Origin of the sequence: Rheinheimera sp., assembly GCF_030690345.1 — a bacterium.
Lineage (GTDB): Bacteria > Pseudomonadota > Gammaproteobacteria > Enterobacterales > Alteromonadaceae > Alishewanella.
Window position 1 is genome coordinate 555,528 of record NZ_JAUYGV010000008.1, and the last position, 25,073, is coordinate 580,600.

Sequence of the window (25,073 nt, forward strand, 5' to 3'; positions counted from 1 at the left end):
AGCATTGGACGTCCTTGCCCCGAAGGAGCGGCCAACAGCAAGTTGTTAAAGCAAATCCATTTTGGTGATGTCGATAGCTTAACAAGCCTTATTTCGATATCTGCATCTGAATTTTAAAGCGACTGCTTGATGCTGGTACCGTCTGTTCTGATAATGATATTGCGTCTACTTGCGCACAATCTGGCGGGTTTGCGAAACCCGGCGTGACAGGGCTGCATTGGCCCGGGAAATTTTTGATAGTAGTAAATACAGGATCGTAATTATTGTCGCTGGCGCGAAAAGCGCAAGTCAAAATGTAAATAATCAGCACTACCTTTAGAACAAATAAGGCTAAAAAATAAACACCATTCACCTTCATAAAACAATAAATGGTAAAAATGAAATAAGCTTCTTAGAAAACACATACTAAAACCAATAATTCACGCCTGTTCCTTGCGTACACCGGTGGCAATAACCTGGTGATTCCCGCATGGATTTGTGCAGGGAAAAGGCAATAAAAAGCCCCTGTGCAGGGGCTTTTTATCAACAGGTAATTGTTTAACCGCGCTGTGGAATACGCTCCAATACCGCTAACAACAGCTCCCAATACTGGCCTACGGTGGTGATATTAACCATTTCATCCGGGCCGTGCGGGAAGCGGATGGTGGGACCTATCGACACCATATCCATCTCCGGATACGGCTTTTTAAACAGGCCGCATTCTAAACCGGCGTGAATCACCATAATCACCGGCGCTTTATGATAAATATCCTGATAGGTGTCGCGCACTATCGCCATGACCGGCGAGTCCGGGTTCGGTTTCCAGCCCGGGTATGCACCGCTGAATGTCACTTCTGCACCGGCTAATTGCGCCAGTGAGCTCAGCATGCTTTGCACCTGATCACGGCCGCTGTCGATTAACGAGCGGATTAAACACAAAACCTGCACGCTGTTATCTTTGGTGGTGATCACGCCCATATTCAGCGAGGTTTCGGTAACGCCGGCTACTTCATCGCTCATGCGCATTACGCCGTTAGGGCAGACATTTAACAGGTTGATAAGCCTGCTTTGTGCTGCCGGCGTTAAGACCTGTGCCGGTGTTGTTGTCTCAGCCAGGCTTAATTTTAATGCCGGCTCTACCGCGGCCAGTTCAAACTGCAACAGTGTCTGATACTCTGCTACGGCTTGTTGTAACTGCGCCAGCTTGGCTGAGGGTACCGTTACGCTAACACTGGCTTCGCGCGGAATGGCATTGCGCAATGAGCCACCGTTAAAGGCTGCTACGGCCAACTGCAGCGCTGTGGCTTTGTCGGCCAAAAAGCGCGCTAACAGCTTATTGGCATTACCACGGCCCAGGTGAATATTTACGCCGGAGTGGCCGCCTTTTAACCCGGTTAAGCTTAAGGTAAACGCTGTTACACTATCAGCCGGTGCCTGCCACTGTGCCGCTACGGTAAATTCAGCGTCAACGCCACCGGCGCAGCCCATGTAAATTTCGCCTTCCTGCTCTGAATCAGTATTGATCAGAATCTCAGCGTCCAGCATGCCGGGCTCAACACCAAAGGCACCGGTCATGCCGGCTTCTTCATCTATCGTTAGCAGCACTTCCAGCGGGCCGTGTTTAATCTCATTGCTGCCAAGAATCGCCAGGGCCGATGCCATACCAATGCCGTTATCGGCGCCTAAAGTAGTACCGTTGGCTGTTACCCAATCGCCGTCAACATAAGCTTCAATAGGGTCTTTGGTAAAATCATGCACTTTGTCGGCGTTTTTCTGCGGCACCATATCCAGGTGCGCCTGAATAACCACAGTTTTGCGGTTTTCAAAGCCGGCGGTGGCCGGTTTTTTAATGATCAGGTTACCGACTTTGTCTTCCAGTACGCTTAAACCTTTGTCGCGTGCCCACGCTTGAATATGCTGGCTTAAGGCTTGCTCGTGCTTGGACGGGTGCGGGATGGCGCAAATTTGTGCGAACCATTGCCATAACGGTTGTGGATATAAACTTGCTAATGCTGACACTACAGACTCCGGAATACGCCAATAAAGGCGGCCATTTTACCACAGGCCGCCAATAGCGTAATACGACCGGCTGCTACTTGTCTTGTGCCATGGCCTTGTCAGCTTTTGTTTCCGCTTTTACGCCCTCTTCTGCCATCGCCTGCTTAATGGCATTAACCGGGAAAAACAGGTTTAGCGGTTGCTGTTTGGCCTGCTCCCACAGGCTTTTTAACAGCAGCGGTAAGCGGCTGATACGGGTACCACGGGCGCGCAGGGCCACCGTTAGCGCCAGCGTAAAGCTAACCCAGAGGTTAACAAAACCGATTAGCAGCACAAACAGCAAATGCAGGAAGAAGCTGAGCACGCCTATTTCGCCGCTTACTGCGCTGTAACCCAGGTTGGCCGACGAGAACGCCACATGGCGGATATCCAGCGGCAGGCCGGTTAAATAGCCGATATAGCCGGTCATGCCCAACAGCACACCAAAGAAGAAATTACCCGCCAGGGCGCCGTAGTTGTCGTGCACATAATCGGCCAGCTTTTGTCTTGGTGCATCACGCAGCAACTTTTTCAGCAGCGGATGGTGGAATAAACGCAACCGCAGTTCCAGACAGTTGGCGCGATTATCAAAGAAGCCGGCGATAATACCGGCACAAAACAGCCAGATACCGGCAATAGCCGCGTACATTAACGCCAAGCCGGCCACCGGCGATATTGCATGTAACTGATACGCCACCACCTCTGCGCTTAACAGCGGCGTGCCGCGGAGCAACAAGGTACCCAGCGCAATACAGGCCGCCAGCAAAATGGCGCTGCTAACATTGCCCCACACCGCCGCCCACTGCGAGCGGTTTACGTCGATTAACAGCCCGGCCAGTTTACGGTTTACTGCCTTGCCGTTTTCACCGCGCTCGACTTCCTGGGCAAAACTGGCAGCTGTCATCGCCGGTTGTTTGGTGGCAATGGTAAAGTGCAGCATATGCACCAATACAAAGCCAAGGCCGTAATTTAAACTGAACAACACCGCGCGCTGAAACGGGCTGAACCCCTGGCTGTCGATATAAATTTTCAGCAGCGCCATCAGCGCAATAATTACTCCGGCCCCGGCGGCCGAGCGCATCAAGGCGAAAAATTGCGTTTTGTCGCGGGTAATATAATGTTCGCCGTGGCCGCTTTTGTTTACCGTAATGCTTTTTGACAACATCTGGGTACTGCTGCGCCACAGCGCACTGATACTGTTTTGCTCGGTACTGGCCTGAATAAGAATACTGAATAAACTAAACAACTTTTGCCGCTGCACCGCCGGTTCGCTGATCAGCATATCCACCAGCAAATCTATCCGGTCTAAGGTTTGCTCCAGCCGCTCCAGCAAATGCGCCACGGCAACTGAGCTGCCCACCCCGGCACCACGGCGGCGCAAGCGCTCTACCTGCTCGCGCGATTGCTGCATCATCACATCTAAATGTGCGGTATCAAGCAGCGCCAGCTGCGGATTAACCAATTGCTGCTTGCCACTTTCAACAAACAGATTCATTTCACGGCTTAGGGCAATAAAGGGCGAGTCTAAGCTGGTTAAACGCCGGTCAAGACGCATTAAATCCGGTTCAATCTCCTCAGCCGCGACCCAAATAGCCAGCATTTCCAGTGCATACAGGCTTTCTTCGCGAAAATGGCCCTGCATTTTGCGCAGGGTGGCGGCGTCACAATTGGCGGCCAGGGCGTCAAAGCAGCCCAACATGGCATCGCTGCCGCTGTCCTGTAACCACAGCGCTTCCGGCTTGCCGTTAAAGATTTGCACCAACACATCTTTAAAATCGTTCTGATCGCGCGGCGCCGGATTTAACCGCTCATATAAGCGCGACGCCGTCTCGCGAAAAAAACCACGGCGGGAAAAAATACCTAAATTAACCAGCGCGGGGTAAATGTTTACCTCGCCCAGCCAGTTAAACAGCACGTCGCTGATAGCGGCGGCATGCTTTGGATTGGTGTCTAAGGCATCGCGTAATTTTGCCGAACGTTGGGCGTGATCTATGCCCAAGCCGTTGTAACTGAGCCAATTCACCAGGGTGGTTACCAGAGTTATCGCACAGCGCTGCTCTGACACACTTCTGACTAATGTGACTGCACCCAGTGTATCCATTTCACTCTCCGGCCCTGTTAATCTGAAAGCGGACTATACCCAAATCCGTGACGTGCCGCAAAATGCATTCAGCCAACAACCGGCAGTTTATCGCTGTATACCGGCACAGTACCCTCCTGCAGTAATACCGCCAGCTCAGTATTATCCGGTAAGGTTTGCCCGTCCTGCAGCAGCAAATAGCCATCGCGGCCATGCTGCTTAACCCAATACAACGCCTGATCTGCCCATTGCAATTGCTGCTGCCAGTTGGCGTCTGCGCTGAAACTAACCGCACCGACAGAGCAAGTCAGGGCCTGGCTTAACTGCAGCTGCTGCCAGTTATACTGCTTAATTGCCTGTAGCAAGCGCTGCAATGTCCCGCGGACATCCTCGTTGTGCTCGAGAATTAACAAAAATTCCTCACCACCCCAACGGATTAAATGATCGGCGCTGCGGCTGCTTTGTCTGACAATATCTGCCAGCTGTTTTAATATTGCGTCGCCGGCCTGATGGCCCAACTTGTCATTAATACTTTTGAAATGGTCCAAATCCAGCAACGCCAACGTCAGCAGCCCGCCGCGGCGGGCAGTGCGCGATAAAATCCGCTCAATATTGCTGTCGAGGTAATGCCGGTTATGCAGGCCGGTCAACGCATCATGCATGCTTAACTGTTGCAGTTTTTCATTCGCCAGATGCAGCTCTGCTGTACGCTGAGCCACCTGCAGCTCCAGCTCATGGCCGGCGCGGGCTAACGCAGATAAGCGCCAGCGATACAGCACCCAAAGTGACAACAATACCAGCAGCGCCAGCAGCGCTTTGGCTAACAGCGTTTCATGCCAGTATGACGGCAGGCGGATATCCATCAGCGCGGCGTCACTCCAGCGGTAATCAGCCGATTGGCGCGCCTGCACGCGAAACTGGTACTTACCGGGGGGCAGGTTGGTGTAAAACGCCTCGCGCCGGTTGCCGCCTTCTACCCAACCGGTTTCATAACCCAGTAACTGATAGCGCAACTGCAACGAGGAAGACTGCACATAGTAAGGCGCGGTAAAGCGAAAGTGCCAGTCACGCTGGGCTGCATCCACCACAACGTTGGCACTGCTGTATCGTTGCCCCTGCGCAGTCAGGCTTTTTACCACCGGAGCCGGCAACGGCGCATAATGCAGCAACTGCTGCAGCGGTAATGTCACCACGCCATTCAGCGTAGGGTACCAGACGCGCCCCTGATGCACCGCGCCTTTATTGCTGCCGGCACCGTTGCAACAGCGATGCGAATCTGTGGCCGCTTCCGGCCTTCTGTCATCCACCAACATATATAACTTGTCTACTTTACCCCGTGATAAAGCCGCATAATCAACGCGGTAAAAGCCCTGAAAATTACTGATCAGTAAATGCTGTTCTACCTGCGCCGCATGCATAACACCATTGCCCGGTAAGCCATTTTGTTGATTAAACCAGCGCCAGTTACCCGGCTGCCCCAACACAAAGCCCTGATCAAAACTGCCGACCAAAATATTGCCGTCAGCAAATTCAGTAATGGTACTGATAAAACTGCCTGATAACGGCATATCATCCAGCCGGTTAAAACCCTGCTCTGTACGTAAATACAGGCCGTTTTCTGTGCCTACCCATAAACGGCCGGCACTGTCGGGAAACACCATACGTACGCGGGCTTGCAGCAGGGCATCCGGCAGCCCCAGCTGCTGCAACTCATCCTGTTGCGCCCCGATCTGTTGTGCCTCGTCTTGCTGCAAGCCATCTTGCTGCAAATAATACAAACCACCGTTGGTGCCAACCCAAATACGCTCAGCTTCTTCAGCCAGCGTCGTTACCAGCAAGGAAGAAATACTGTCGTAGTTACGCTGCCAGGCCAGGCTGTCCGCATCCAGCCGGCTCAGGCCTGCACGGGTGCCTACCCACAAGTGCTGCCGGCTGTCCAACAACATACTGTAGACAAAAGAGTCCGGCAGCAGCTGATTTGCTGTAAGAACCTGATATTGCCCATGCTGCAGCAGCGCCAAGCCTTTGCTGGTGCCCACCAGCATATGCTGACGCCAGGGTTGCACCGCCCAGCTGTAAGGGTCCGGTAAGCCAACCTCAGTACTGAAGCGCTGCGTTACCGCTTTACGCAGCCGCTTTAAACCGTGGGACCGGCTGCCCAACCACAAGTTTTGATGCTGGTCCTGCAACATGCTCTCAATCCAGACAAATCCCTCTTCGCCGCGGACAAAATCGGCCGGCAGCAGTTGGCCGTGTTCCAGCCGGTATACGCTGTCGTAGCCGGTTACCCACAGTTGCTGTTGCGGATCCTGATACAACAATTCAATACGGCTGTCTGCCGGCTGACCCGGCAGTGACAATTGCTGCCACAGGCCATCCTGCCAACTGTATAACCCCTGGTTAGTGCCCAGGTACAAGGTGCTGCCAACACGGGCAATTTCGGTCATTTGCAGCGCCGGCAAATCCTGCGGCGCCGCCACCCACTGGTAGCCCTCATCGGATAACACGGCAAAACCATGCTGGCCGCCAACCCATATCTGGTCCTGTTGCTGAAACAACTGAAATACCGGACCTTTATGTTCAGCCACCGGCTGCAATTGCTGCTGTTGCCACTGATACAACCTGTCCGCCCCCACCAACATGCTGCCGTCGGCACGTTCAGCAAAACCGGACACCGCGCCCTGCAACGGGCTGGCCAGATCCAACCGGCTGAACTGCTCACCGTCGCGTAACATGAGCCCATTGGCGGTGCCTATCCACAGCCGCTGCTGTGCGTCGAAATGTAAGGCGGTAATAAGGTTAGATGACAAGGCCGCCGTATTGGCGGTGTTAAACACGGTAAACTGATGGCCGTCGAACCGCGCCAGGCCGTTTTGCGTGCCCAGCCAGAGAAAGCCCTGCTGATCCTGCACTATGGCGGTAACCGAAATTTGCGGCAAGCCGGCTTCAACTGACCAAACCCGGTATAAATAATCAGGTTGTGACAACACCAATGCCTGCAGGTGGAAGCCGCAGCCCGCAAATAACAACGCTAACAACAATAGCAATATTTGTCTGCACACGACCGGGAGCAACTCCGTAAATTAAACATTATGTTTACGTTACTATAGCCCGCTTTCACTAAGACAGCGTAAACCGGACGAATGGTAGCTTTTCCTGCGTCAACGGTCAGCTTGCCGCTATGGTCTTACCAGTGTAAGCTCTGGCAAACCATTTAAACCGGAGCCACGCTATGGCCATGTCATTAGCTAAAGCCAACTGGGGCTTAAAATTTTTCGCCTGGCGCTATATCCCGCTGATTGGCTTTTGTAAGCCAAAAATTATCCGCATGGACAACGATACGCTGGAAGTGACCATGCCGCACAGCTGGCGCACCAAAAACCATTTAGGCAGTATTTATTTTGGTGCCCTGGCGATTGGCGCCGACTTAGCCGGCGCTTTTTTAGTGTTCAGTAAAGCCAAAGCGCGCGGCGTTAATGCCAATTTTGCTTTTAAGGATGTGCAGGGCCAATTTTTAAAGCGGCCACAAGCTACAGTGCACTTTACCAGCCATGACGGCGCCGTGATTGACGCCATGATTGATGAATCGCTGGCCACAGGCGAGCGCATTAACAAGCCGGTGTCGGTGCTGGTTACCTGCCCAAGCTTGCACGGCGATGAGCCTATGGCAACCTTTACCCTGACGTTATCGGTTAAAGCGAAACAGCAGAAGTAAAGGAATTTGCAGCAACGACCAACAGCGTCTAAAATCCGCATTCTTTTATTTTCAGGCGTCAACCCCATGCAGGAACTTGCCGGTAATCTGTTTATTATTTCGGCGCCAAGCGGCGCCGGTAAATCCAGCCTGATCCAGGCACTGTTAAAAAACCACCACGATATGCAGGTTAGTGTATCGCATACCACCCGCGCCCCCAGGCCGGGCGAGCAAGATGGCGTGCATTATCACTTTATCAGTGTGCAGCAGTTTAAAGCGCTGATTGCCCAAGATGAATTTTTAGAATGGGCCGAAGTGTTCGGCAACTACTACGGCACCTCGAAAAGTACTATTCGTGACAGCTTAAGCCGCGGCATTGACGTGTTTTTGGATATCGACTGGCAAGGCGCGCGGCAAATCCGCCAACAAGCACCATCGGCTCAAGGTATTTTTATTCTGCCGCCCAGCCTGGCTGAACTGGAGCAACGCTTAAACAGCCGCGGCCAGGACTCAAGCGAAGTAATAGCCAAACGTATGGCGCAGGCACACAGCGAAATGAGCCACGCCGACGAGTACGAATACCTGATTATCAACGATAATTTCGACAGCGCCCTAACCGAGTTTGAGCGTATTGTGCTGGCGCAGCGCAACAGCTACGGCAGCCAGGCCAGCAAGCACAATGCCCTGCTTAAGCAACTGTTGGCGAAAACAGCAAATTAGCGTAAACTATGCGGTCTTGTGATGGCCCGAACACTGGAGTGGTAAATGGCACGCGTAACTGTTCAAGATGCAGTAGATAAAATTGGTAACCGTTTTGACTTGATCCTGGTGGCCGCACGCCGTGCCCGTCAGTTAGCTGTTGAAGGCAAAGAGCCGCTGGTGGATATCGAAAACGATAAGCCAACTGTTGTTGCCCTGCGCGAAATTGAAAAAGGCTTTATCACGAATTCAGTTCTGGACGAGCAGGAACGTCGTGACCAAATCCAGCAAGAAGCGTCAGAAATGGCGGCTGTAGCTGCGATTATCGGTTCAGACCACTAAAAACCCTCGCCGTATACAGGCCAGCGGCGTTTTAGCCGTTGGCAACTGTAACAAATAGACGTATATTCATAATAAATCCCGCGCTTAACGGCGTGTTTTGTTTGCTGTCGCAGTTTGGGAGCACAGGTGTATTTATTTGAAGGTCTGAAAAACCAAATCAGTGCTTATTTGCCGCCGGAGCAGGTTGCCTTAGTGCAACAGGCCTATGTGGTGGCAAGAGATGCGCACGCGCCGCAAACCCGCTCCAGTGGCGAACCCTACATTACCCATCCGGTTGCCGTAAGCAGTATTCTGGCCGATATGCACATGGACCATGAAACCTTAATGGCCGCGCTGCTGCATGACGTAATAGAAGACACCCCGGTAAGCAAAGAAGATTTAACCGCCTTATTCGGTGCCACTGTAGCCGAGCTGGTACAGGGCGTGAGTAAACTCGATAAGGTGAAGTTCAAAGACTATCAGGAATTTGAAGTTACCAACCTGCAAAAAATGTTTATGGCGATGACGCAGGATATCCGCGTTATCTTAATTAAGCTGGCCGACCGCACCCACAATATGCGCACTTTAGGTGCACTGCGGCCGGAAAAACGCCGCCGCATTGCCAAAGAAACCCTCGAGCTGTACGCGCCTATCGCTAACCGCCTCGGTATTCACAATATTAAAAACGAGCTGGAAGATTGGGGTTTTCAGGCACTGTACCCTATGCGCTATCGCGCGCTATCCACGGCAGTAAAACAAGCGCGCGGCAACCGGCGCGAGCTGCTGGAAAAAATTCAGCATGAAATTTTAGGCCGGCTGGAACAAGCCGGTATTAATGCCGATGTCAGCGGCCGCGAAAAGCACCTGTACAGCATCTATCGCAAGATGAAAAACAAAGAGCTGATGTTCAACGATGTAATGGACATTTACGCCTTTCGCGTGGTGGTAGACAGCATAGATCACTGCTATCGCACCCTGGGTGTGGTGCATAACCTGTATAAGCCGATTGAAATCCGCTTTAAAGACTATATCGCCATTCCGAAGCAAAACGGTTATCAGTCACTGCATACCTCATTAATAGGCCCGCACGGTATTCCGGTAGAAATACAAATGCGCACCCGTGAAATGGACGAAATGGCCGACAAGGGTATTGCCGCGCACTGGATGTATAAAGCCAATGGCCAGCACCAGGACACCACTGCACAAATTCGCGCCAGGCGCTGGATGCAAAGCCTGCTGGAACTGCAGCAAAACGCCGGCAACAGCGCTGAATTTGTCGAGAATGTAAAATCCGAGCTGTACCCGGACGAGCTGTATGTATTCTCACCGAAAGGTAAAATTGTTGAGCTGCCGATTGGCGCCACTGCGGTAGATTTTGCTTACGCTGTACATACTGATATCGGCAACCGCTGCGTGGGTGCCAGGGTAGACCGGCGGCCTTATCCGCTGAATAAACCGCTGGAAACCGGCCAGACAGTAGAAATTGTTACCAGCCCGGGCGGTAAGCCCAACGCCAACTGGCTGAACTATGTGGTTACCAGCCGTGCGATTTTGGGCATTCGTAACTACCTGAAAAAACAGCAACAAAATGAATCTATCGGCTTGGGTAAGCGCCTGCTGAGCTCGGCGCTGGGCGAAGTAAAGCTGGAAGATATCGCGCCGGAGCGCATCGAACAGGTGCTGCAAAACACCAAACAAAAATCACTGGACGAGCTGTGCAGCGAAATTGGCCTCGGTAATCAGCTGGCCATCGCTGTGGCGCGGCGTTTGCTGGGCGAATTTGATTCAGACGAAAGCAGCCATAAAGACGATGCCGGTCCGATGCCGAAAAGCAAAGCCTTTATTATCGGCTCTGAGGGCATGCTGCTGACGTTTGCCAAGTGTTGCCGGCCTATTCCGGGCGATGATATTGTCGCCAATGCCACCCCGGGTAAAGGCCTTAACGTCCATCGCGCTGATTGCCGTAATATCAAAGGCTGGGATAAAGAACCGGGTAAGTTTTTCCCGGTGCGCTGGGATAAAACCGGTGATAAGCAGTTCCTCTGCGATATCCGCGTGTTTATTGTTAACCGTCAGGGCGTGTTGGCTAAGCTGACAACGCTGATTGCCTCACAGGACTCGAATATTCAGGATTTGGCCACCGATGACAGAGACACCGGTGAATATGTGATTAAAATTACCCTGTCGGTACGCGACAGAATACAGCTGGCCAACGTGATGCGTAAAATCCGCGTGATGCCGGATGTGCAGAAAGTTTACAGAAGGAAATAAGCAAGATGTCTAAAGTGATTATCCGTACCGCTGATGCACCGGCCGCTATCGGCACCTACAGCCAGGCGGTAAAAATTGGTACTACGGTGTATTTATCCGGCCAAATTCCGTTAGTGCCGGCCACGATGCAACTGGTGTCAGACGATTTTGCCGCGCAAACCCATCAGGTATTTAAAAACCTCGCCGCGGTATGTGACGCCGCCGGTGGCAGTTTAAATGACATGGTAAAGCTGAATATTTTTCTTACTGATCTTGGCCAATTTGCCACGGTAAACGAGATTATGAGCCAATACTTTGCCGAACCCTACCCTGCCCGTGCTGCGGTACAGGTATCGGCGCTGCCACGTGCCAGTCAGATAGAAATTGACGGTGTGATGGAAGTACCGTCAACGCACTGAGATTGAAATGAAACTTACCGGGTTGTGGCGTCATGCTCAGTTTTTTTTACTTGCCGCTTTGCTAACGGCTGGCATGGCGTTGGCGGAAGAGCCTGTAGCAAGCGCCCCGACGCAACAACCTGAATTAGTTTGGTGCCTGGATCATTTCTCCCGTTTTCATCATTACGAAGACGTTAGTGAACCCTATGGCCCCTCGGTCGATTTAATGCGTGAACTGGCCAAACGCGCCGGTTTCAGCCTGATTTTTGCCCCGCGCACCCCCACAGCACGCTGTTTACGCCTGATGGCCGAAGGCAAGGTCGATTTAATGTCGAACCTGAAATTCAGCGACGAGCGCAACAGCACTATGTATATGCTGCCATACAATAAAAGTGTGCCGGAAAGCCTGTTTTTGCGTTACAACGACAACCGTAATATCGACACCGAAGCGCAACTGCGGCATTTAACCCTGGTCAGTATCCGCAGCTATTTGTACTCCCCCAGCGTGATGGCGTTTATTCAACAACACCCGCGCCAAACCGTAACAGTGGATTCGATAGAAGCCGGCTTGGAAATGCTGCTACGCGGCCGCGTTGACGCCCTGGTGTCACCCACTGTCAGTACGTCTGATGCAATAAACTCCACCAGCAGCTATCGTCAGCGTTTTCGTATTGCAGAGCTGGATTTAAGCCGGCATAACAGTGGCTATATTCATATTGCGCTGTCCCGCGCCAGCAAACACGCGGCGCTGGAGCCGCTGCTGCGCAAACATCTGGCCGACATGGTGGGCGACGGCACAGTAGCGCGTTTGTATGATCAGGCCATTGCCCAAAGCCTGTTACTGCCGCCACTGCGACCGCAGAACTGATGACAGATTTTGCGCCCCTGGCGGCTTTGGCCGTTACCTCAATTAAAGGTGTTGGCGCCAAAGTCACAGAGCGTCTGCACAAGCTGGGCATTTTCACTTTGCAGGATATTTTATTTCACCTGCCGCTGCGTTACGAAGACCGCACCCGTATTTACGCCATTGCCGATTTAATGCCGCTGATGCACGGTACCGTGCTGGGCGAGGTTACCAGCAGCGAAATTCAGCTGGGCAAAAGGCGCAGTTGGCTGGTAAAAATTAAAGACGGCAGCGGCTACCTTACGCTGCGGTTTTTTCATTTTAGCGCGGCGCAGAAAAATGCCATTACCCCGGGCGTACTATTGCGCTGCTTTGGTGAAGCCAAACGCGGCCCGCGCGGGCTGGAAATGCTGCACCCGGAATACCGCGTACACAACGACGAACTGCTGACCGAGGTCAGCGAAACCTTAACGCCGATTTACCCCACTACCGAAGGCCTGCGTCAGGCCACCTGGCGTAATTTAACCGACGCAGCTTTGCTATACCTGCAGCGCAGCCCGCCGGATGAATACTTAAGCGCCAACCTGTTGCGCCAGCCCTGGTCGTTACCTGAAGCCTTAACCTATATTCACCGGCCGCCGCCGGATGCCAGCCTGCAACTGCTGGAGCTGGGTAAACACCCGGCGCAGCAGCGGCTGATTATGGAAGAATTGGTGGCGCAGCAGCTGAGCATGTACAAATTGCGCAGCCAAAGCCAACAGCAACAAGCCATAGCGCTGCAGATAGATCCGCAGCTGCAGCAGCGTTTTTTGGCCGCGCTGCCGTTTTCGCCCACTAATGCCCAACAGCGGGTAACCGACGAAATCCGCCATGATTTAAGCCAAACCCTGCCAATGCTACGCCTGGTACAGGGTGATGTCGGCTCAGGTAAAACCCTGGTGGCGGCGCTGTCGGCACTAACTGCCATAAGCAATGGCTATCAGGTAGCGTTAATGGCGCCCACTGAGCTGCTGGCCGAGCAACACGCGGTTAATTTTGCCCGCTGGTTTACTCCTTTGGGTATTAATGTCGCCTGGCTCGGCGGTAAAACCAAGGGTAAGGCACGGCAAACCACGCTGGCGGCAATAGCCGACGGCAGTGCGCAAATGGTGGTGGGTACCCATGCCCTGTTTCAGCAACAGGTAGAGTTTAACGCCTTAACGCTGATTATTATCGACGAGCAACACCGCTTTGGCGTGCATCAGCGCTTGGCATTACGTGAAAAAGGCGGCATTGCAGGCTGTTATCCGCATCAGCTGGTGATGACTGCCACACCAATACCGCGCACCCTGGCGATGACCGCTTATGCCGATTTAGACACGTCGATTATTGACGAGCTGCCGCCTGGCCGTACCCCGGTGACCACAGTGGCAATACCGGATACGCGGCGTGATGACATTATCGAGCGGGTGCGCAGCACCGTGCAAAGCGAACAGCGTCAGGCGTACTGGGTCTGCACCTTAATTGAAGAGTCTGAAACGCTGCAAAGCCAGGCCGCCGAAGATACGCTGGTATTGCTACAACAGGCACTACCCGACTTACGCATTGGCCTGGTGCACGGCCGGTTAAAAGCAGCAGAAAAACAAGCGGTAATGCAGCAATTTAGCGCCGCAGAGCTGGACTTGCTGGTCGCCACTACCGTAATTGAAGTCGGCGTAGATGTGCCCAACGCCAGTTTAATGATTATTGAAAACCCCGAACGGCTGGGGCTTGCGCAACTGCACCAGTTACGTGGCCGCGTGGGCCGTGGCAGCACGGCCTCGCACTGTGTATTGCTGTACCATGCGCCGCTGTCCCGCACGGCCCAGTCACGGCTTAGCGTATTGCGCGACAGTAACGATGGTTTTGTTATTGCCCAGCGCGACCTGGAAATTCGTGGCCCGGGCGAACTGCTCGGCACCAGGCAAACCGGCGTGCTGCAGTTTAAAATAGCTGACCTGAGCCGTGACGCCGACTTACTGCCGCAAGCGCAGCAAATAGCCACTACGCTATGGCAACAGAACCGCGCAGCCTGCGAACAATTGATCAAACGCTGGCTGGCGAATAAAGAGATTTACGGCAACGCCTGAGTTTCCGCCGGATAAATCACCAGCAAATTAGTTGCCGGAAATTGGCTGGCCAGTTGGTTTTGCAAGTCTGGCAGGCCCGGCGTCCAGGCGAGGCCGCCGCTGCGCACGCCGTATAACACCAGTAAATCACCCGCAGGTGTTTGATTTTGTAGCAGCGCCGGCAATTGCAGCCAGTCTGAGGCGAGCTGCCATTGGGCATCAGGCAAGGATTTTAAGCGCGATGTTAAGCGTGCTTGCTGCTCCGGCTGACAATAGATTTGCAGCGTTAAACTCAGCTGCTGACATAAACGCTTAATCAAGAGCACGGCCGCACTGAATCCCGCCTCCAGATCAGCGTTGGGTGGTAATAACCAGTGTAGCTTTTGGCCGTGCTGCAGCGGTGCGACCTGTCTTTTTATCAGTAAGGTGTAACTGCAATCGGCCAGTAACCGGCTTAACATTGAGCCAAACAGCAACTCTGAAGTGCTGCTGTGTTCGCTCCAGCCAACGATCACCTCGCTGGCACGCAGTTCGCGCCTGGCACGTAAAATACCATCGGTAATATTTAAATCTATTCTGACTTTTGGCTCTGCGGCAATATTCGCCGCCGCCAGATAACTGACAGCATGGCTTAGCAACTGCTCGGCATATTTCAGTTTAACGTCGTGATTGCTGTCTTCTTCGACAATAGTAATGGGGTAAACGGCTTGCACAGAAGCAGGCTTGCGCAGCCATTTAGCCAATTGCAGCAAAGGCTCTGCTGCTTGCCCGGGCGCTAAGGCTACCATAATCCGTTGCTCTGCGGAGGTTTCTTCAGGCAGGTGCTGCTGAGTAAGGGCAATTCTGCGGCCATAGCGATCGACCAGCCAGGGCGCCAGAAAGCAGGTGACCAAAATCATCAAAATGGCACCATTCACTACGGCTTCATCAAATAAACCAATTTCATAACCTACCATAGTGGCAGCCAACGTAGCAGCGGCCTGGGCCACGCTAAGGCCAAACAGCAGCCGTGCTTGCGGCCTGCTGTAACCCAACAGCAGCCGGCAAAGCTCTGCGGCCGCCCATTTGGTTAAAATAACGGTCCCCACCATTGCCAGTGCAATAACCCAGGCACGGGCACTGGCAAAAAAGATGCTGACATCTAATAGCATACCCACGGAGAGCAAGAAAAACGGGATAAAAATCGCTTCACCGGTAAACTGTAAGCGGTTCATTAAGGTGCTACTGTGCGGAATAATGCGGTTTAGCGCTAAGCCGGCTAAAAAGGCGCCGATAATAGGCTCTGCGCCGGCAAGATGGGAAAAGCTGGCGCAAATAAAAACTGTCGCCAGTACAAAGACAAACTCGGCCACGCCATCACCGCCGACACTGCGGAAGAACCAGCGCGCCAGCTTAGGTAACAAGAGCAAAATCACCATAATATACAGGCTAAGGCTAATGCCCAGCTGTAACCAGTAGTGCTCGCTCAGCTCGCCTTTGGCCATAGTAGCAATAACGGCCAATACCAACAGCGCCAGCGTATCGGTAATAATAGTGCCACCTACCGCAGTGGTCACGGCCGGGTTACCGCTGATACCAAGCCGGCTGGCGATGGGGTAAGCCAGCAAGGTATGCGAGGCAAACATACTGGCCAGCAAAATAGCCGCCAGCCAGTCAAACCCCAGCAGTAAGGCTACCGCAGTACCGGTGGCTTGCGGAATAGCAAACGTCAGTAAACCAAATAGCAACGTATGTGACTTCGAGCGTTTTAACTGCTGCATATCTATTTCAAGCGCAGCGATAAACATAATGTACAGCAAGCCCACCGTGCCAAACAGAATAAAAGATTGGTCACGCGCCAGCACATGCAGCGCGTTAGGGCCAAGCAAGGCACCGGCAAATAACAGCCCCAGCATACCGGGTAAGCGGTAGCGCGCTAATAATAACGGGCAGAGTAAGATCAGGCTGGCCACTAACGCAAAGACGATAACCGGATTGGTTATCGGAAAAAATTCTGTCATAAATTAACCAGTTACAGACGCAGCAAAAAGGCAGTAAGTTTACCCGAAGGCAGTATTAAATAGTAGTGTTGTTCAAGTCGGCCTTCGGCTGCAGGCGCAGCAAATAGCCACTACGCTATGGCAGCAAAACCGCAACGCCAGCGAGCAGTTAATTAAACGCTGGCTGGCAAATAAAGAAATTTATGGCAATGCCTGAGCTTCGTTTATCTGCACGCAGAACGCATTATCGCTTTAAGCTATCGCAGCCCTCTGTTGCAATACTAATCACTGCAGTACACTGGCTTTAATTCTTTATTGCACGGAGTAGTTTATGTCAGTGCTTAGCCCTTACCAGTTACGCCAGCAGTGTCGCAGTGGCGCCTTTAGCGGCAATACCTCGGGCTTTGCGCCGGGTTTTGTCCAGGCCAATATGGCAATACTGCCCAAGCAGTACGCCGCCGATTTTCTGCAGTTTTGCCACTTTAACCCCAAGCCCTGCCCGCTGCTGGGTATGGCGGCCACACCCGGTGCTATTGATATGCCGGCGTTGGCGAAAGGCCTGGATATCCGCAGCGATCTGCCTAAATACCGCATTTTCCGCAACGGCCGGCTCGCAGATGAAGTCACCGATGTGCGTGAATACTGGCGCGATGATTTAGTGACCTTTTTAATTGGCTGCTCGTTCTCGTTTGAAGAATCCTTACTGGCCGATGGCCTTGAAATTCGTAATATCACAGAAAAAGTCAACGTGCCGATGTACCGCACCAATATCGCTTGCACCCCGACCGGCCTATTTCACGGCGGCATGGTGGTAAGCATGCGGCCAATGCAGCCGGCTGATGCAATACGCGCCATTCAGATTTGCTCGCGCTTTCCGCAGGTGCACGGCGCGCCGGTGCATTTTGGCGACCCGGCCGCTATTGGTATTAATAATATTAGCAAGCCGGATTTTGGTGATGCAGTAACAATAAAACCCGGCGAAGTGCCGGTATTCTGGGCTTGTGGCGTTACGCCCCAGGTGGCGATAGCCAATGCGGGAGTGGATTTTTGTATTACCCACAGCCCGGGCCATATGCTGGTAACTGACCTAACTAACAGTAAATTGTCGGTGTTGTAACTCCGCCACGCTACAGCGCTGTAACAAAAGGATGCGCCAGTATTCGTTCGCGTTGCTCAAACGTAAGCCCGCTAGCCGTGGCGGCTAACGGAACGCGGTGCATTAAATTGTGGCTGTTGGTGCTGGCCAGGTCATCTTTGCTGCCATCCGCTTCTTCCGGATGCGACAACCCGAGATAATGGCCGATTTCATGGGCAGCCAGGCGTGCTATTTCGTTAACGCTGCCAGCTGGTGCAGCGGCAAAGCCACAATTGGTACGGGCAACAAAAACGCCGTCGGCAGGCCCTGCGCCACCGGGAATTCTTGGCGTGAAACCGGCTAACTGTTGCCGGCCAAACGGCGTCTGTTGCAGCAGGCAGGGCCCGATAACCAGATCAATAGTGTCTTGCGCTTTTGTCGGCAACACAGCCAATATTGCGGCTAAAGATGAAAAGTCCGCCTGATGTTGCATAACAACTTCGCTATCAGCAGTGGCTTGCACCGCTGCAATAGTAATGTCCAGCTGCAATTCAACGCCAATTAATTGCGCCAGCAATTCTGTATCCAGCTCTGCGCTTATCGCAGGGCTTAATACCAGCCGTAGTTTAAGGCCGGGGTGAGTTGGCTGTACGGACAAATGAGATTCGACCATAACGCCGGTTGGCAGCGTGCCGCCGGTTGATGCATCGCACGCCACAGCATCAAAGCTGATATGGGTTAGCTCTGCGGCTGCGCCTTCTAACACCAATAAACCGGCCTGATGCAGTTTAGCAGTACGCCAGATATTGGCGTCAGATACTGCAGGGGTTGCAATAAGCTGCTCACCGGCAATATTGATAGCAGAAGACACCCGTAAACAGCCTTGCGGCTGCGCGCTTACCTTAAGAGCGCGGCGCAAGTTATCCAGCGGCACTTCTACTGCCGAAGTAGTACCCGAGCCACTATCTACAGTGACCGATGCCAGCGGTGTCCAAAACTGTTGCTCATCTGCCTGTTCACTATCGCAGCCGGCAATAGCGGCTACGATAACTGCACAGAAAAAGGCTGACGACGTTTTCACCTTAATGCCTTTGCCGGCACATAGCGGCCAATCTGCATTTTAATGTGGGCATCGGTTTCGCGTTTATATTGCGCAATCAGCAGCTGTTGGGCTCTTTCAGTTTGTTGCGCCCCCAGTAAATCAATAGTCGCGGCACGTTGATTGGAATCCGACGAGCGAATGCGCTTTTCCAGCACCTCCACCAGTTCCGGTGAGGTAGCACCGGCATGTTTTAATGCATCGATCAAGGCCGTGCTAACCTGCGGATCGCTCTCCAGCACCAGCGCATCGAGTAATACCGGCCGCGCTTGCTCTGCCGGTAAGCGTGATATGGCATCCGCAGCCCGACGACGGGTTGCTACCGACTGCGCGCTAAGCTCCGTGCTTAATACATCAACAAAGGCGGCATCGCCGGTATTGCCCATGCTGTCAATTAAGATTAAACGCTCACTTTGGTCGGCAGTGTCGGCAAGCTGTTGTTGCAGCGACTGCATAATGTACTGGCGTAAAACAGGATCATCTGAGCGGTCTACCATGCTGCCGGCGCCCAACAAGCTGGCATTGCCGGCAATATCTTTAATAGCCGCTCGCGCAAGCAGCAGCTCGGCGACCTCCTGGCGGGGCGTGCCAAGATCCGCCAGTGCGGAAGCGGCTCTGGATTGGTCTCCCTGGCTCATCGTAGCGTCAAACACCATATCTGACAGCGCCTCGCGGGCCTTGTTCAGGCCAGATAACTGCAGCGCTAAAAACGCTGTCGGCCTGGCATCATCAGCCATCTGCCCGCGCAGCTCTGCCACCAACAAGTCGACATCTTCAGGGTGCTTTTTCAACCAGGCGGCCATTTCAAGTGCCGCATCGAAATAGCGTGGCGGCTTGTCTGTAATCGCACTGACAAAGGCAGTATAAGCTTCAGTGTAACTTTGCTGCTGCGGTATAAGCTCATCAAATTCCGGCGCTAAATCATAAGGAGTAGATTTTTCAGCCAACGCTCTGTCTGCTTGCGGTACAGCAGCAAACAGTTGGTCATCGCGTTGCAATGAAAAACGTTGCTGCATAATCACTTCCGGCTGACCGGCAACCTGTAAGCTAACAATTTCTTCACCACGGATAGCTTGCCACCACAACGGTTGTGCCGGGTTAAACGTGGCGGTGGCTTGCGATTTCTGCACCGAGATCTTAATACCAAAACTGTCGGCGGCACCACGTATCAGATGATCTGTTTTTTGCCGCTGAATTTGCAGTGGTGTCTGATTAAGCACACTAAAGTGCGCGGTGTAATCGCCCAGCCCGTCTAACGCAGCACTCTGCCATTGCGTTGCGCCGGCTTGTGGTAGCAAAAAGGTGAAATTATCCAGTTGGGTGGCAACCAACAAACGGCTTTTCGGCTGCCATTGCGGTGCAAAGGCAGTACCGCTAATGCCGCAGTTGCTGTCCACTTGCAGAAAAAACGGCAAGCCTTGCGGCGATGCCGCCCGCTCTGCCGCTAACGTCATATCCTGGCTGAGGCTCACCTTGCTGAAACTTGCCCGCACCCGCGCAACACCGGCGTTAAGCGCTTCAACCTGCCAGCTCATCACACCCTCAAAGGTATCACTTTGCCCCTCTGCGGTAACCGTTGAGCTAAAGCGGAACGCCGCAGTCTGGCCGGGAACGAGGCGGCAACTTGCCGCCTGCTCAGCACCTGCGGCAAGATCTGCCTGCGCAGAGCCGGAGCCCCGCCACGGGTTGAACGCTATTACCGCCGCAACAACAGCGGCAGCTGCGGCGAATAACGATACTGTTTTAATCTTCAAACCTGTCATATTCAATGCCTCTTCTGTTTAACACCCGCGCCGGTACTACAGTAATTCCAGCGTGCCTTCGGTACTGCGCGTTAACAGGTTTTGCGTAACAGGTTTAGACGAGAAACTCACCAGCGTAACGGATTTACTGCGGCGGAAACGGAACACTTTAATGGTACCAACCAGCTTAACTTTGCCGCTGATGGTCTGCAGAGTATGATCCAGCGTGACATCACCGCGCACTAAAATACGGTCGTCGTCGGTCAGGCCAAAACTTAATACCCCCGTTAATGGAAACTTATTTTCCAGGAAGCGTAAGTTGGCATCAACACCGGCTTTAACAATGCGTAAATCCAGACCACCGAAGATACGGCCGGTAAAACTGAAGTTTGGCGCCACGGTGCGGGTAAGGTAACCGCAGGTGTTAACCGCTTCTGCAGATACCAGCAATAGCTGGCACTCAGCCAGGTCAATCAGCAGATCCATATCATCATCAACATCAATACCCACGCGGCCACCGGCGCTGATTTTAAAACCCAGCCGCACCGGGCCAAAGCCATAGCCTACGCTGGCCACTTCCTGGCTTTTATCCTGCTTAAATTCATTTTTCAGTTTCAGGTGTTCTTTACTTTCTTTAGTGTCGCCGGCGACCACTTTGTTGAAGGCTTTAATTTGGTGAAAGTAAGATGACTGATCTTTCGTTACTATGGCTTCAGCGATGGCTTCAGCAATTGTAAAATCAAAGCTTTTGCCAATATTGCCACGTAGTGCAACTTCTCCGGTGGCACGGCTTAAAATACCGTTGCGGCTTAAGGTGTTGTCGACATCCATTTCAGATTCAATGGCAATGCGGGAGTTACCGGCGTTGCGCTTTTGGTTCTTTTTAAAAGAGATATCACTTGCCGCAGTAACGGCGGTCGCGCTTTCACGCTCCAGGTTAATCTCCACGTCTTTACAGTCGTTGGTTTGGTCACCATCGTTACCATTCTGAGAGAAGCTGGTTACCACACAGCCACGCAAAATAAAGTGCGTTTCGTTTGCCAGGGCGCCATCTTGCACCGCAGCCAGATCCGCGCCCTCCAGATACAGGTCATGGTTAACCTCATCGGCAATGCCAGGTTGAATTTCACTAAAACTGAATGATGCTACCGTGCTGTCATTTTCCTGACCAATCATTAACGGCAAGATAATACCCGGTGCACTTTCAGGGATCAGCACATAAGTCAGCGTAACCGACGCCGGCAATTTACCCAGTTGATTTAATTGCGCTTCGGTCATGCCATAGGTTAGCTCTTGTTGGATGCTCAGGCCGGTTTCAGCGTCCACCACTTGTAAATCTGCCGGAATTTCAGACGCATCAATTTTGGAAAAATAAGGGTCGGCACCATTGAACACAAAACCGGATTGTACCGACAACACCGGCGTTGGTGATTCCCCTTCCTCCGTTATAGCCAGCAAGGCTACTGACGATTCAGTGCTTAATTCGTACTCTACATCTGTGCCACCTTCGCGTAATGTCAGGGTTGGCAAGGTGGCTGTTACGTTACCTTTTAACTCTGTTTCATCGCGGAAAAAACCAACTTGCAGCTCTACTTCACGTCCGGCTTCGGCCAGCAGTTGGCATTCGCTGACAGGCCAGATAAATTCGTTTTCTACCACTACCGGCTCACCGTTCGCCGGTAACTCTACATCGATAGCATTAGAGCTACACACTATCGGCGCCGCCGGGTCGGCCGGGTTTTTCTCGACAAAACTAAAACTGACCGGAATGTTAGTTATTTCCGTTATGCTGGCGTCAGTGCCGCGAATGGTAAATGACACTGGGATGCGGTGATTAAGTGCAAAGGCCTGGTTGGTATCAAAATCCATTGAAAAATCAGACATTTCGATATCAAAATCAACGGCGACCGGCGGTTCAACTGCAGAGTCGCTGCCACCGCAAGCGGTTAAGGTTGCCAGCACTACCAACGCCAACAGTGGTGTTTTTATGGTTAACATTACAAAATCTTCCCTAACAAAAAAATTAAACCAGCCGACAGGTTAACCGGCTGTCGTGGTAATAAGCGTGGTAATAAGCGTGGAATTTGTGGCAAAAATGCATGGTAATGCTGAGGTATTATCAGTTGTGCCGGCTTAATCTACGGCCGGCACATCACCGCCGGCGGAGCAGGGCATTAATAAACAGAACAGATGTGTGGATTTAAAACAGACAGAACAAATAAACCTTCGGTGTTGCAGAAATCGATAGCACGGATAATGTCAGCCTGACTCAATTCCAACATCTCTAAAATGTCAGGATCGATCAGTTGCCTGCTTGAATACATTTCCGGGTGCTGGTTTACCAGAGCCAGTCTCGCAGCTAAATGCAGCACCAATTGTGCTTGGTTTTTCTGATTTAAATTGTGGCTGTGTTGCAGCGCTACCGGCTCAACGATGCTGTCGGGCAACTGCCATAAATGTAACAGCTCTGCACCACACCGGGCATAAGTAAACCCCAGCACCCGTTGCTGCAATTGCCACGGCAGCTCTTCTTTAGTGTAATTTTGGCACTGATTTGCTTGCCTGGCGTTGTTGTGCAATACCACCATCTCGCCGATGTTATGCAGCAAACCGGCAACATAAAACCGATCTGACGGTTTTAAACCACAGCTTTGCGCCAGAAACTGTGCAATTAAGGCAGCATTGACGGTTTGCTCCCAGAACCGCTCTGAATCAATCGCCGAAGTATCTACTGTGCTACAGGCAGAGGCAATACCAATGCTAAGCACGAGGTGATACACCTGAGTTTTACCTAATACTAATAATACTTTTCTGACACTTTCCAGCTGGTGCGGCAGACTATAAATGGCACTGTTGGCCAGCTTTAGCAGCTTTGATGTAAGCACCGGATCCAGCAAAATAGCTTCGGCCACCTCATCAAGGCTGACGATGTCAGCGTCCAGCAGCTGTTTGACACGTAAACAGCCTTCCGGCAAAGCGAAAACATCTGCAACATTCTGAGCATATTGCAAGGCTTGCATTAGATTGAACCTCCCATGGTGACGTTAGACATTGGTAAAGATCATCGCCGGCTACCGTAGTAGTTAACATGGTAATAAGCGTGGAATTTTCACATTTGAGGCGTGGTATTTTTTAGTTGTTAATGCAGTTTCAATTTGAATTGTTGATTTTAAAGTATTCCCGTTGCACAATTTCCAGATCAAAATGGAAACAAGATAATTATGCCGCATAAACGCATAAGTATTTTATTAAAACCTAATGTAAAAAACTGCCTACAAATAAGAGCAGCATTTCACAACAACCTGCAGAACATGGGTTAGACCAGTATAGACAGCATAAGATTAGGCAATATTCAGTTAAAACTTTCAGGTGAAGTGTTGTGCAAATTTCAATAAAAATGCTGGGTGAACTGCAGGTTTGCCATAATAACCAGCTTATCCGGCTACCCTCGTCAAAATTAACCCGTGCTTTGCTGGTTTATCTGCTGTTGAGTAACCGCGCACAACGACGCGACTATTTATGTAACCTGTTTTGGTCTGATACTAAGGACGCGCGCGGTGCCTTGCGCTGGTCGTTAAGTAAACTCAGAGCCGTGCTGAACAACCATACCGAACATCTGGTGACCGACAAAGACCATGTCAGCATCAATAAAGCAGAACTTGATATCGATGTGATTAATCTTTTAGCCCGCGCCGCCCGGCAACATAACAATGCCAGCGAGCTGACAGCATTGGCAGAGCAATTAGCCATGCCGCTGCTGGATGGCCTGGATTTGCATAACCACCCGGACTTTCAACATTGGCTAATTGCACAGCGGCAACAACTGATACAGCTGCGCAGCAAGCTGCTGAGCCAAATTGTAGCTTCGGCGAAGTGCAGTGTAACTGACGCAGCAAAAACGGCTCCCTTGCCTGCCAGGCCACGGCAGGCGTTACAACTGCAATATCAAGCAGATATCCGTTATTGTGCCGGCGACGACGGCGTAAAAATTGCCTATGTATCAACAGGCCGGGGATTGCCGGTGCTAAAACCTCCCGCCTTGTTAAACCATCTGCAATACGATTGGCATGCGCCGCTATGGGGGCGTATTTTTCACCAGCTCGCCGCTAACTATCAGTTTATCCGTTATGATGAGCGCGGCAGTGGCATGTCAGAACACAATATATCCGGTGTAAGCGTGGATGATTTGCGGCAAGATTTGGCAACCGTTGTCGAGGCAAATAATCTGAGTAAGTTCGCGTTACTCGGTATATCAAATAGCGTGGCACTATGCATAGACTATGCGGTACGCCATCCTGAGCGGGTATCACATTTGATTCTGTTTAACGGCTATGCTGCCGGCTGGTGTGCTGACGGCGACCCTCAGCTACGGGAAAAAATGCAAGCCATCATTGCGCTGGCCGAAACAGGTTGGGAGCAGGAAAATATGGCGTTCCGGCAATTTTTCTCCATGACCTTTGTGCCAAGTGCCAGCCAGCAAGAGTTAGACTGGTTTAACGAATATTTGCTGCTGGCCGCCAACGCAAAAAATGCGGCAGCATTAATGTCGGCCTTTGCTGATTGGGATGTACGCCCCCAACTGGCGCAGGTAAAGGTACCTACGCTGGTTATTCATTCACTGGGCGATGAAGCAGTTCCGGCGCAATCAGGTCGTGAAATTGCTGCAACGATTCCAGGTGCCGAATTTATTGGCCTGGACAGTACATCGCACTTGTTGCTGGAGCGCGAGCCATCAGCACAGCAATTTGTTGATATAGTGCAGGATTTTATCGCCCGCCATTAAGCGGAG

Annotated in this window: 17 protein-coding genes; 9 read left to right on the forward strand and 8 right to left on the reverse strand. The window is 52.1% G+C overall.

What is annotated here, in order from left to right:
• Positions 1 to 537 precede the first annotated feature (537 nt).
• The 3 genes from Q8O77_RS17460 to Q8O77_RS17470 all read right to left on the reverse strand — a co-directional run bounded on the left by Q8O77_RS17460 (position 538) and on the right by Q8O77_RS17470 (position 7,086).
• Entirely contained in the window at positions 538 to 1,998 is a 1,461-nt protein-coding gene (locus Q8O77_RS17460; RefSeq protein ID WP_305556310.1) for an aminoacyl-histidine dipeptidase, read from the reverse strand.
• A gap of 73 nt (positions 1,999 to 2,071) precedes the next feature.
• Complete coding sequence (locus Q8O77_RS17465) at positions 2,072 to 4,117, reverse strand: site-specific recombinase (protein WP_305556312.1); 2,046 nt, start codon at positions 4,115 to 4,117, stop codon at positions 2,072 to 2,074.
• A 68-nt stretch (positions 4,118 to 4,185) separates the two neighbouring features.
• The gene (locus Q8O77_RS17470) at positions 4,186 to 7,086 is read right to left on the reverse strand and encodes a diguanylate cyclase (RefSeq protein WP_371133514.1); all 2,901 of its coding nucleotides are present in this window, start codon (positions 7,084 to 7,086) and stop codon (positions 4,186 to 4,188) included.
• Positions 7,087 to 7,328: 242 nt separating this feature from the next.
• Here Q8O77_RS17470 and Q8O77_RS17475 point away from each other — a divergent pair, with 242 nt between their 5' ends.
• The 7 genes from Q8O77_RS17475 (at position 7,329) to recG (ending at position 14,410) form a co-directional block, all read left to right on the forward strand.
• Positions 7,329 to 7,811 carry a PaaI family thioesterase gene (locus tag Q8O77_RS17475; RefSeq protein WP_305556317.1) on the forward strand — a complete coding sequence of 161 codons (483 nt, stop codon included), beginning with the start codon at positions 7,329 to 7,331 and terminating at the stop codon, positions 7,809 to 7,811.
• 66 nt (positions 7,812 to 7,877) lie between these two features.
• The gene (gmk, locus tag Q8O77_RS17480) at positions 7,878 to 8,510 is read left to right on the forward strand and encodes a guanylate kinase (protein WP_305556319.1); all 633 of its coding nucleotides are present in this window, start codon (positions 7,878 to 7,880) and stop codon (positions 8,508 to 8,510) included.
• Between the two features lie 45 nt (positions 8,511 to 8,555).
• A complete protein-coding gene (gene rpoZ / locus Q8O77_RS17485; protein ID WP_173501076.1) occupies positions 8,556 to 8,831 on the forward strand; it encodes a DNA-directed RNA polymerase subunit omega in 276 nt (91 codons plus the stop codon).
• 126 nt (positions 8,832 to 8,957) lie between these two features.
• Positions 8,958 to 11,081, forward strand: coding sequence for a bifunctional GTP diphosphokinase/guanosine-3',5'-bis pyrophosphate 3'-pyrophosphohydrolase (spoT, locus tag Q8O77_RS17490; protein ID WP_305556322.1), 2,124 nt, complete (start codon positions 8,958 to 8,960; stop codon positions 11,079 to 11,081).
• Positions 11,082 to 11,086: 5 nt separating this feature from the next.
• The gene (locus tag Q8O77_RS17495) at positions 11,087 to 11,479 is read left to right on the forward strand and encodes a RidA family protein (RefSeq protein ID WP_305556324.1); all 393 of its coding nucleotides are present in this window, start codon (positions 11,087 to 11,089) and stop codon (positions 11,477 to 11,479) included.
• 7 nt (positions 11,480 to 11,486) lie between these two features.
• Positions 11,487 to 12,326, forward strand: a complete 840-nt coding sequence (locus tag Q8O77_RS17500; protein WP_305556326.1) for an ABC transporter substrate-binding protein — start codon at positions 11,487 to 11,489, stop codon at positions 12,324 to 12,326.
• The gene (gene recG / locus Q8O77_RS17505) at positions 12,326 to 14,410 is read left to right on the forward strand and encodes an ATP-dependent DNA helicase RecG (RefSeq protein WP_305556329.1); all 2,085 of its coding nucleotides are present in this window, start codon (positions 12,326 to 12,328) and stop codon (positions 14,408 to 14,410) included. Before Q8O77_RS17500 ends, recG begins: the two co-directional genes overlap by 1 nt.
• Here recG and Q8O77_RS17510 read toward each other — a convergent pair.
• A complete protein-coding gene (locus Q8O77_RS17510) occupies positions 14,395 to 16,389 on the reverse strand; it encodes a cation:proton antiporter (protein ID WP_305556331.1) in 1,995 nt (664 codons plus the stop codon). The two genes, recG and Q8O77_RS17510, sit on opposite strands and share 16 nt — an antisense overlap.
• Before the next feature lie 310 nt (positions 16,390 to 16,699).
• On the opposite strand from Q8O77_RS17510, the gene Q8O77_RS17515 reads away from it, so the two are divergent.
• Positions 16,700 to 17,485 carry a putative hydro-lyase gene (locus tag Q8O77_RS17515; protein ID WP_305556334.1) on the forward strand — a complete coding sequence of 262 codons (786 nt, stop codon included), beginning with the start codon at positions 16,700 to 16,702 and terminating at the stop codon, positions 17,483 to 17,485.
• A gap of 10 nt (positions 17,486 to 17,495) precedes the next feature.
• Here Q8O77_RS17515 and Q8O77_RS17520 read toward each other — a convergent pair whose 3' ends face one another.
• The 4 genes from Q8O77_RS17520 to Q8O77_RS17535 form a co-directional block, all read right to left on the reverse strand.
• Positions 17,496 to 18,524 carry a hypothetical protein gene (locus Q8O77_RS17520; RefSeq protein WP_305556336.1) on the reverse strand — a complete coding sequence of 343 codons (1,029 nt, stop codon included), beginning with the start codon at positions 18,522 to 18,524 and terminating at the stop codon, positions 17,496 to 17,498.
• Complete coding sequence (locus tag Q8O77_RS17525) at positions 18,521 to 20,305, reverse strand: HEAT repeat domain-containing protein (RefSeq protein ID WP_305556338.1); 1,785 nt, start codon at positions 20,303 to 20,305, stop codon at positions 18,521 to 18,523. Before Q8O77_RS17525 ends, Q8O77_RS17520 begins: the two co-directional genes overlap by 4 nt.
• A gap of 36 nt (positions 20,306 to 20,341) precedes the next feature.
• Positions 20,342 to 22,282 (reverse strand): hypothetical protein, encoded by a 1,941-nt coding sequence (locus tag Q8O77_RS17530; RefSeq protein ID WP_305556340.1) that lies wholly within the window; start codon positions 22,280 to 22,282, stop codon positions 20,342 to 20,344.
• A 176-nt stretch (positions 22,283 to 22,458) separates the two neighbouring features.
• Positions 22,459 to 23,304 carry an HDOD domain-containing protein gene (locus Q8O77_RS17535; RefSeq protein ID WP_305556341.1) on the reverse strand — a complete coding sequence of 282 codons (846 nt, stop codon included), beginning with the start codon at positions 23,302 to 23,304 and terminating at the stop codon, positions 22,459 to 22,461.
• Positions 23,305 to 23,663: 359 nt separating this feature from the next.
• Here Q8O77_RS17535 and Q8O77_RS17540 point away from each other — a divergent pair, with 359 nt between their 5' ends.
• Positions 23,664 to 25,067: an alpha/beta hydrolase gene (locus Q8O77_RS17540; RefSeq protein ID WP_305556342.1), complete on the forward strand. Its 1,404-nt coding sequence runs from the start codon at positions 23,664 to 23,666 to the stop codon at positions 25,065 to 25,067.
• The last annotated feature ends 6 nt before the right edge of the window (positions 25,068 to 25,073 follow it).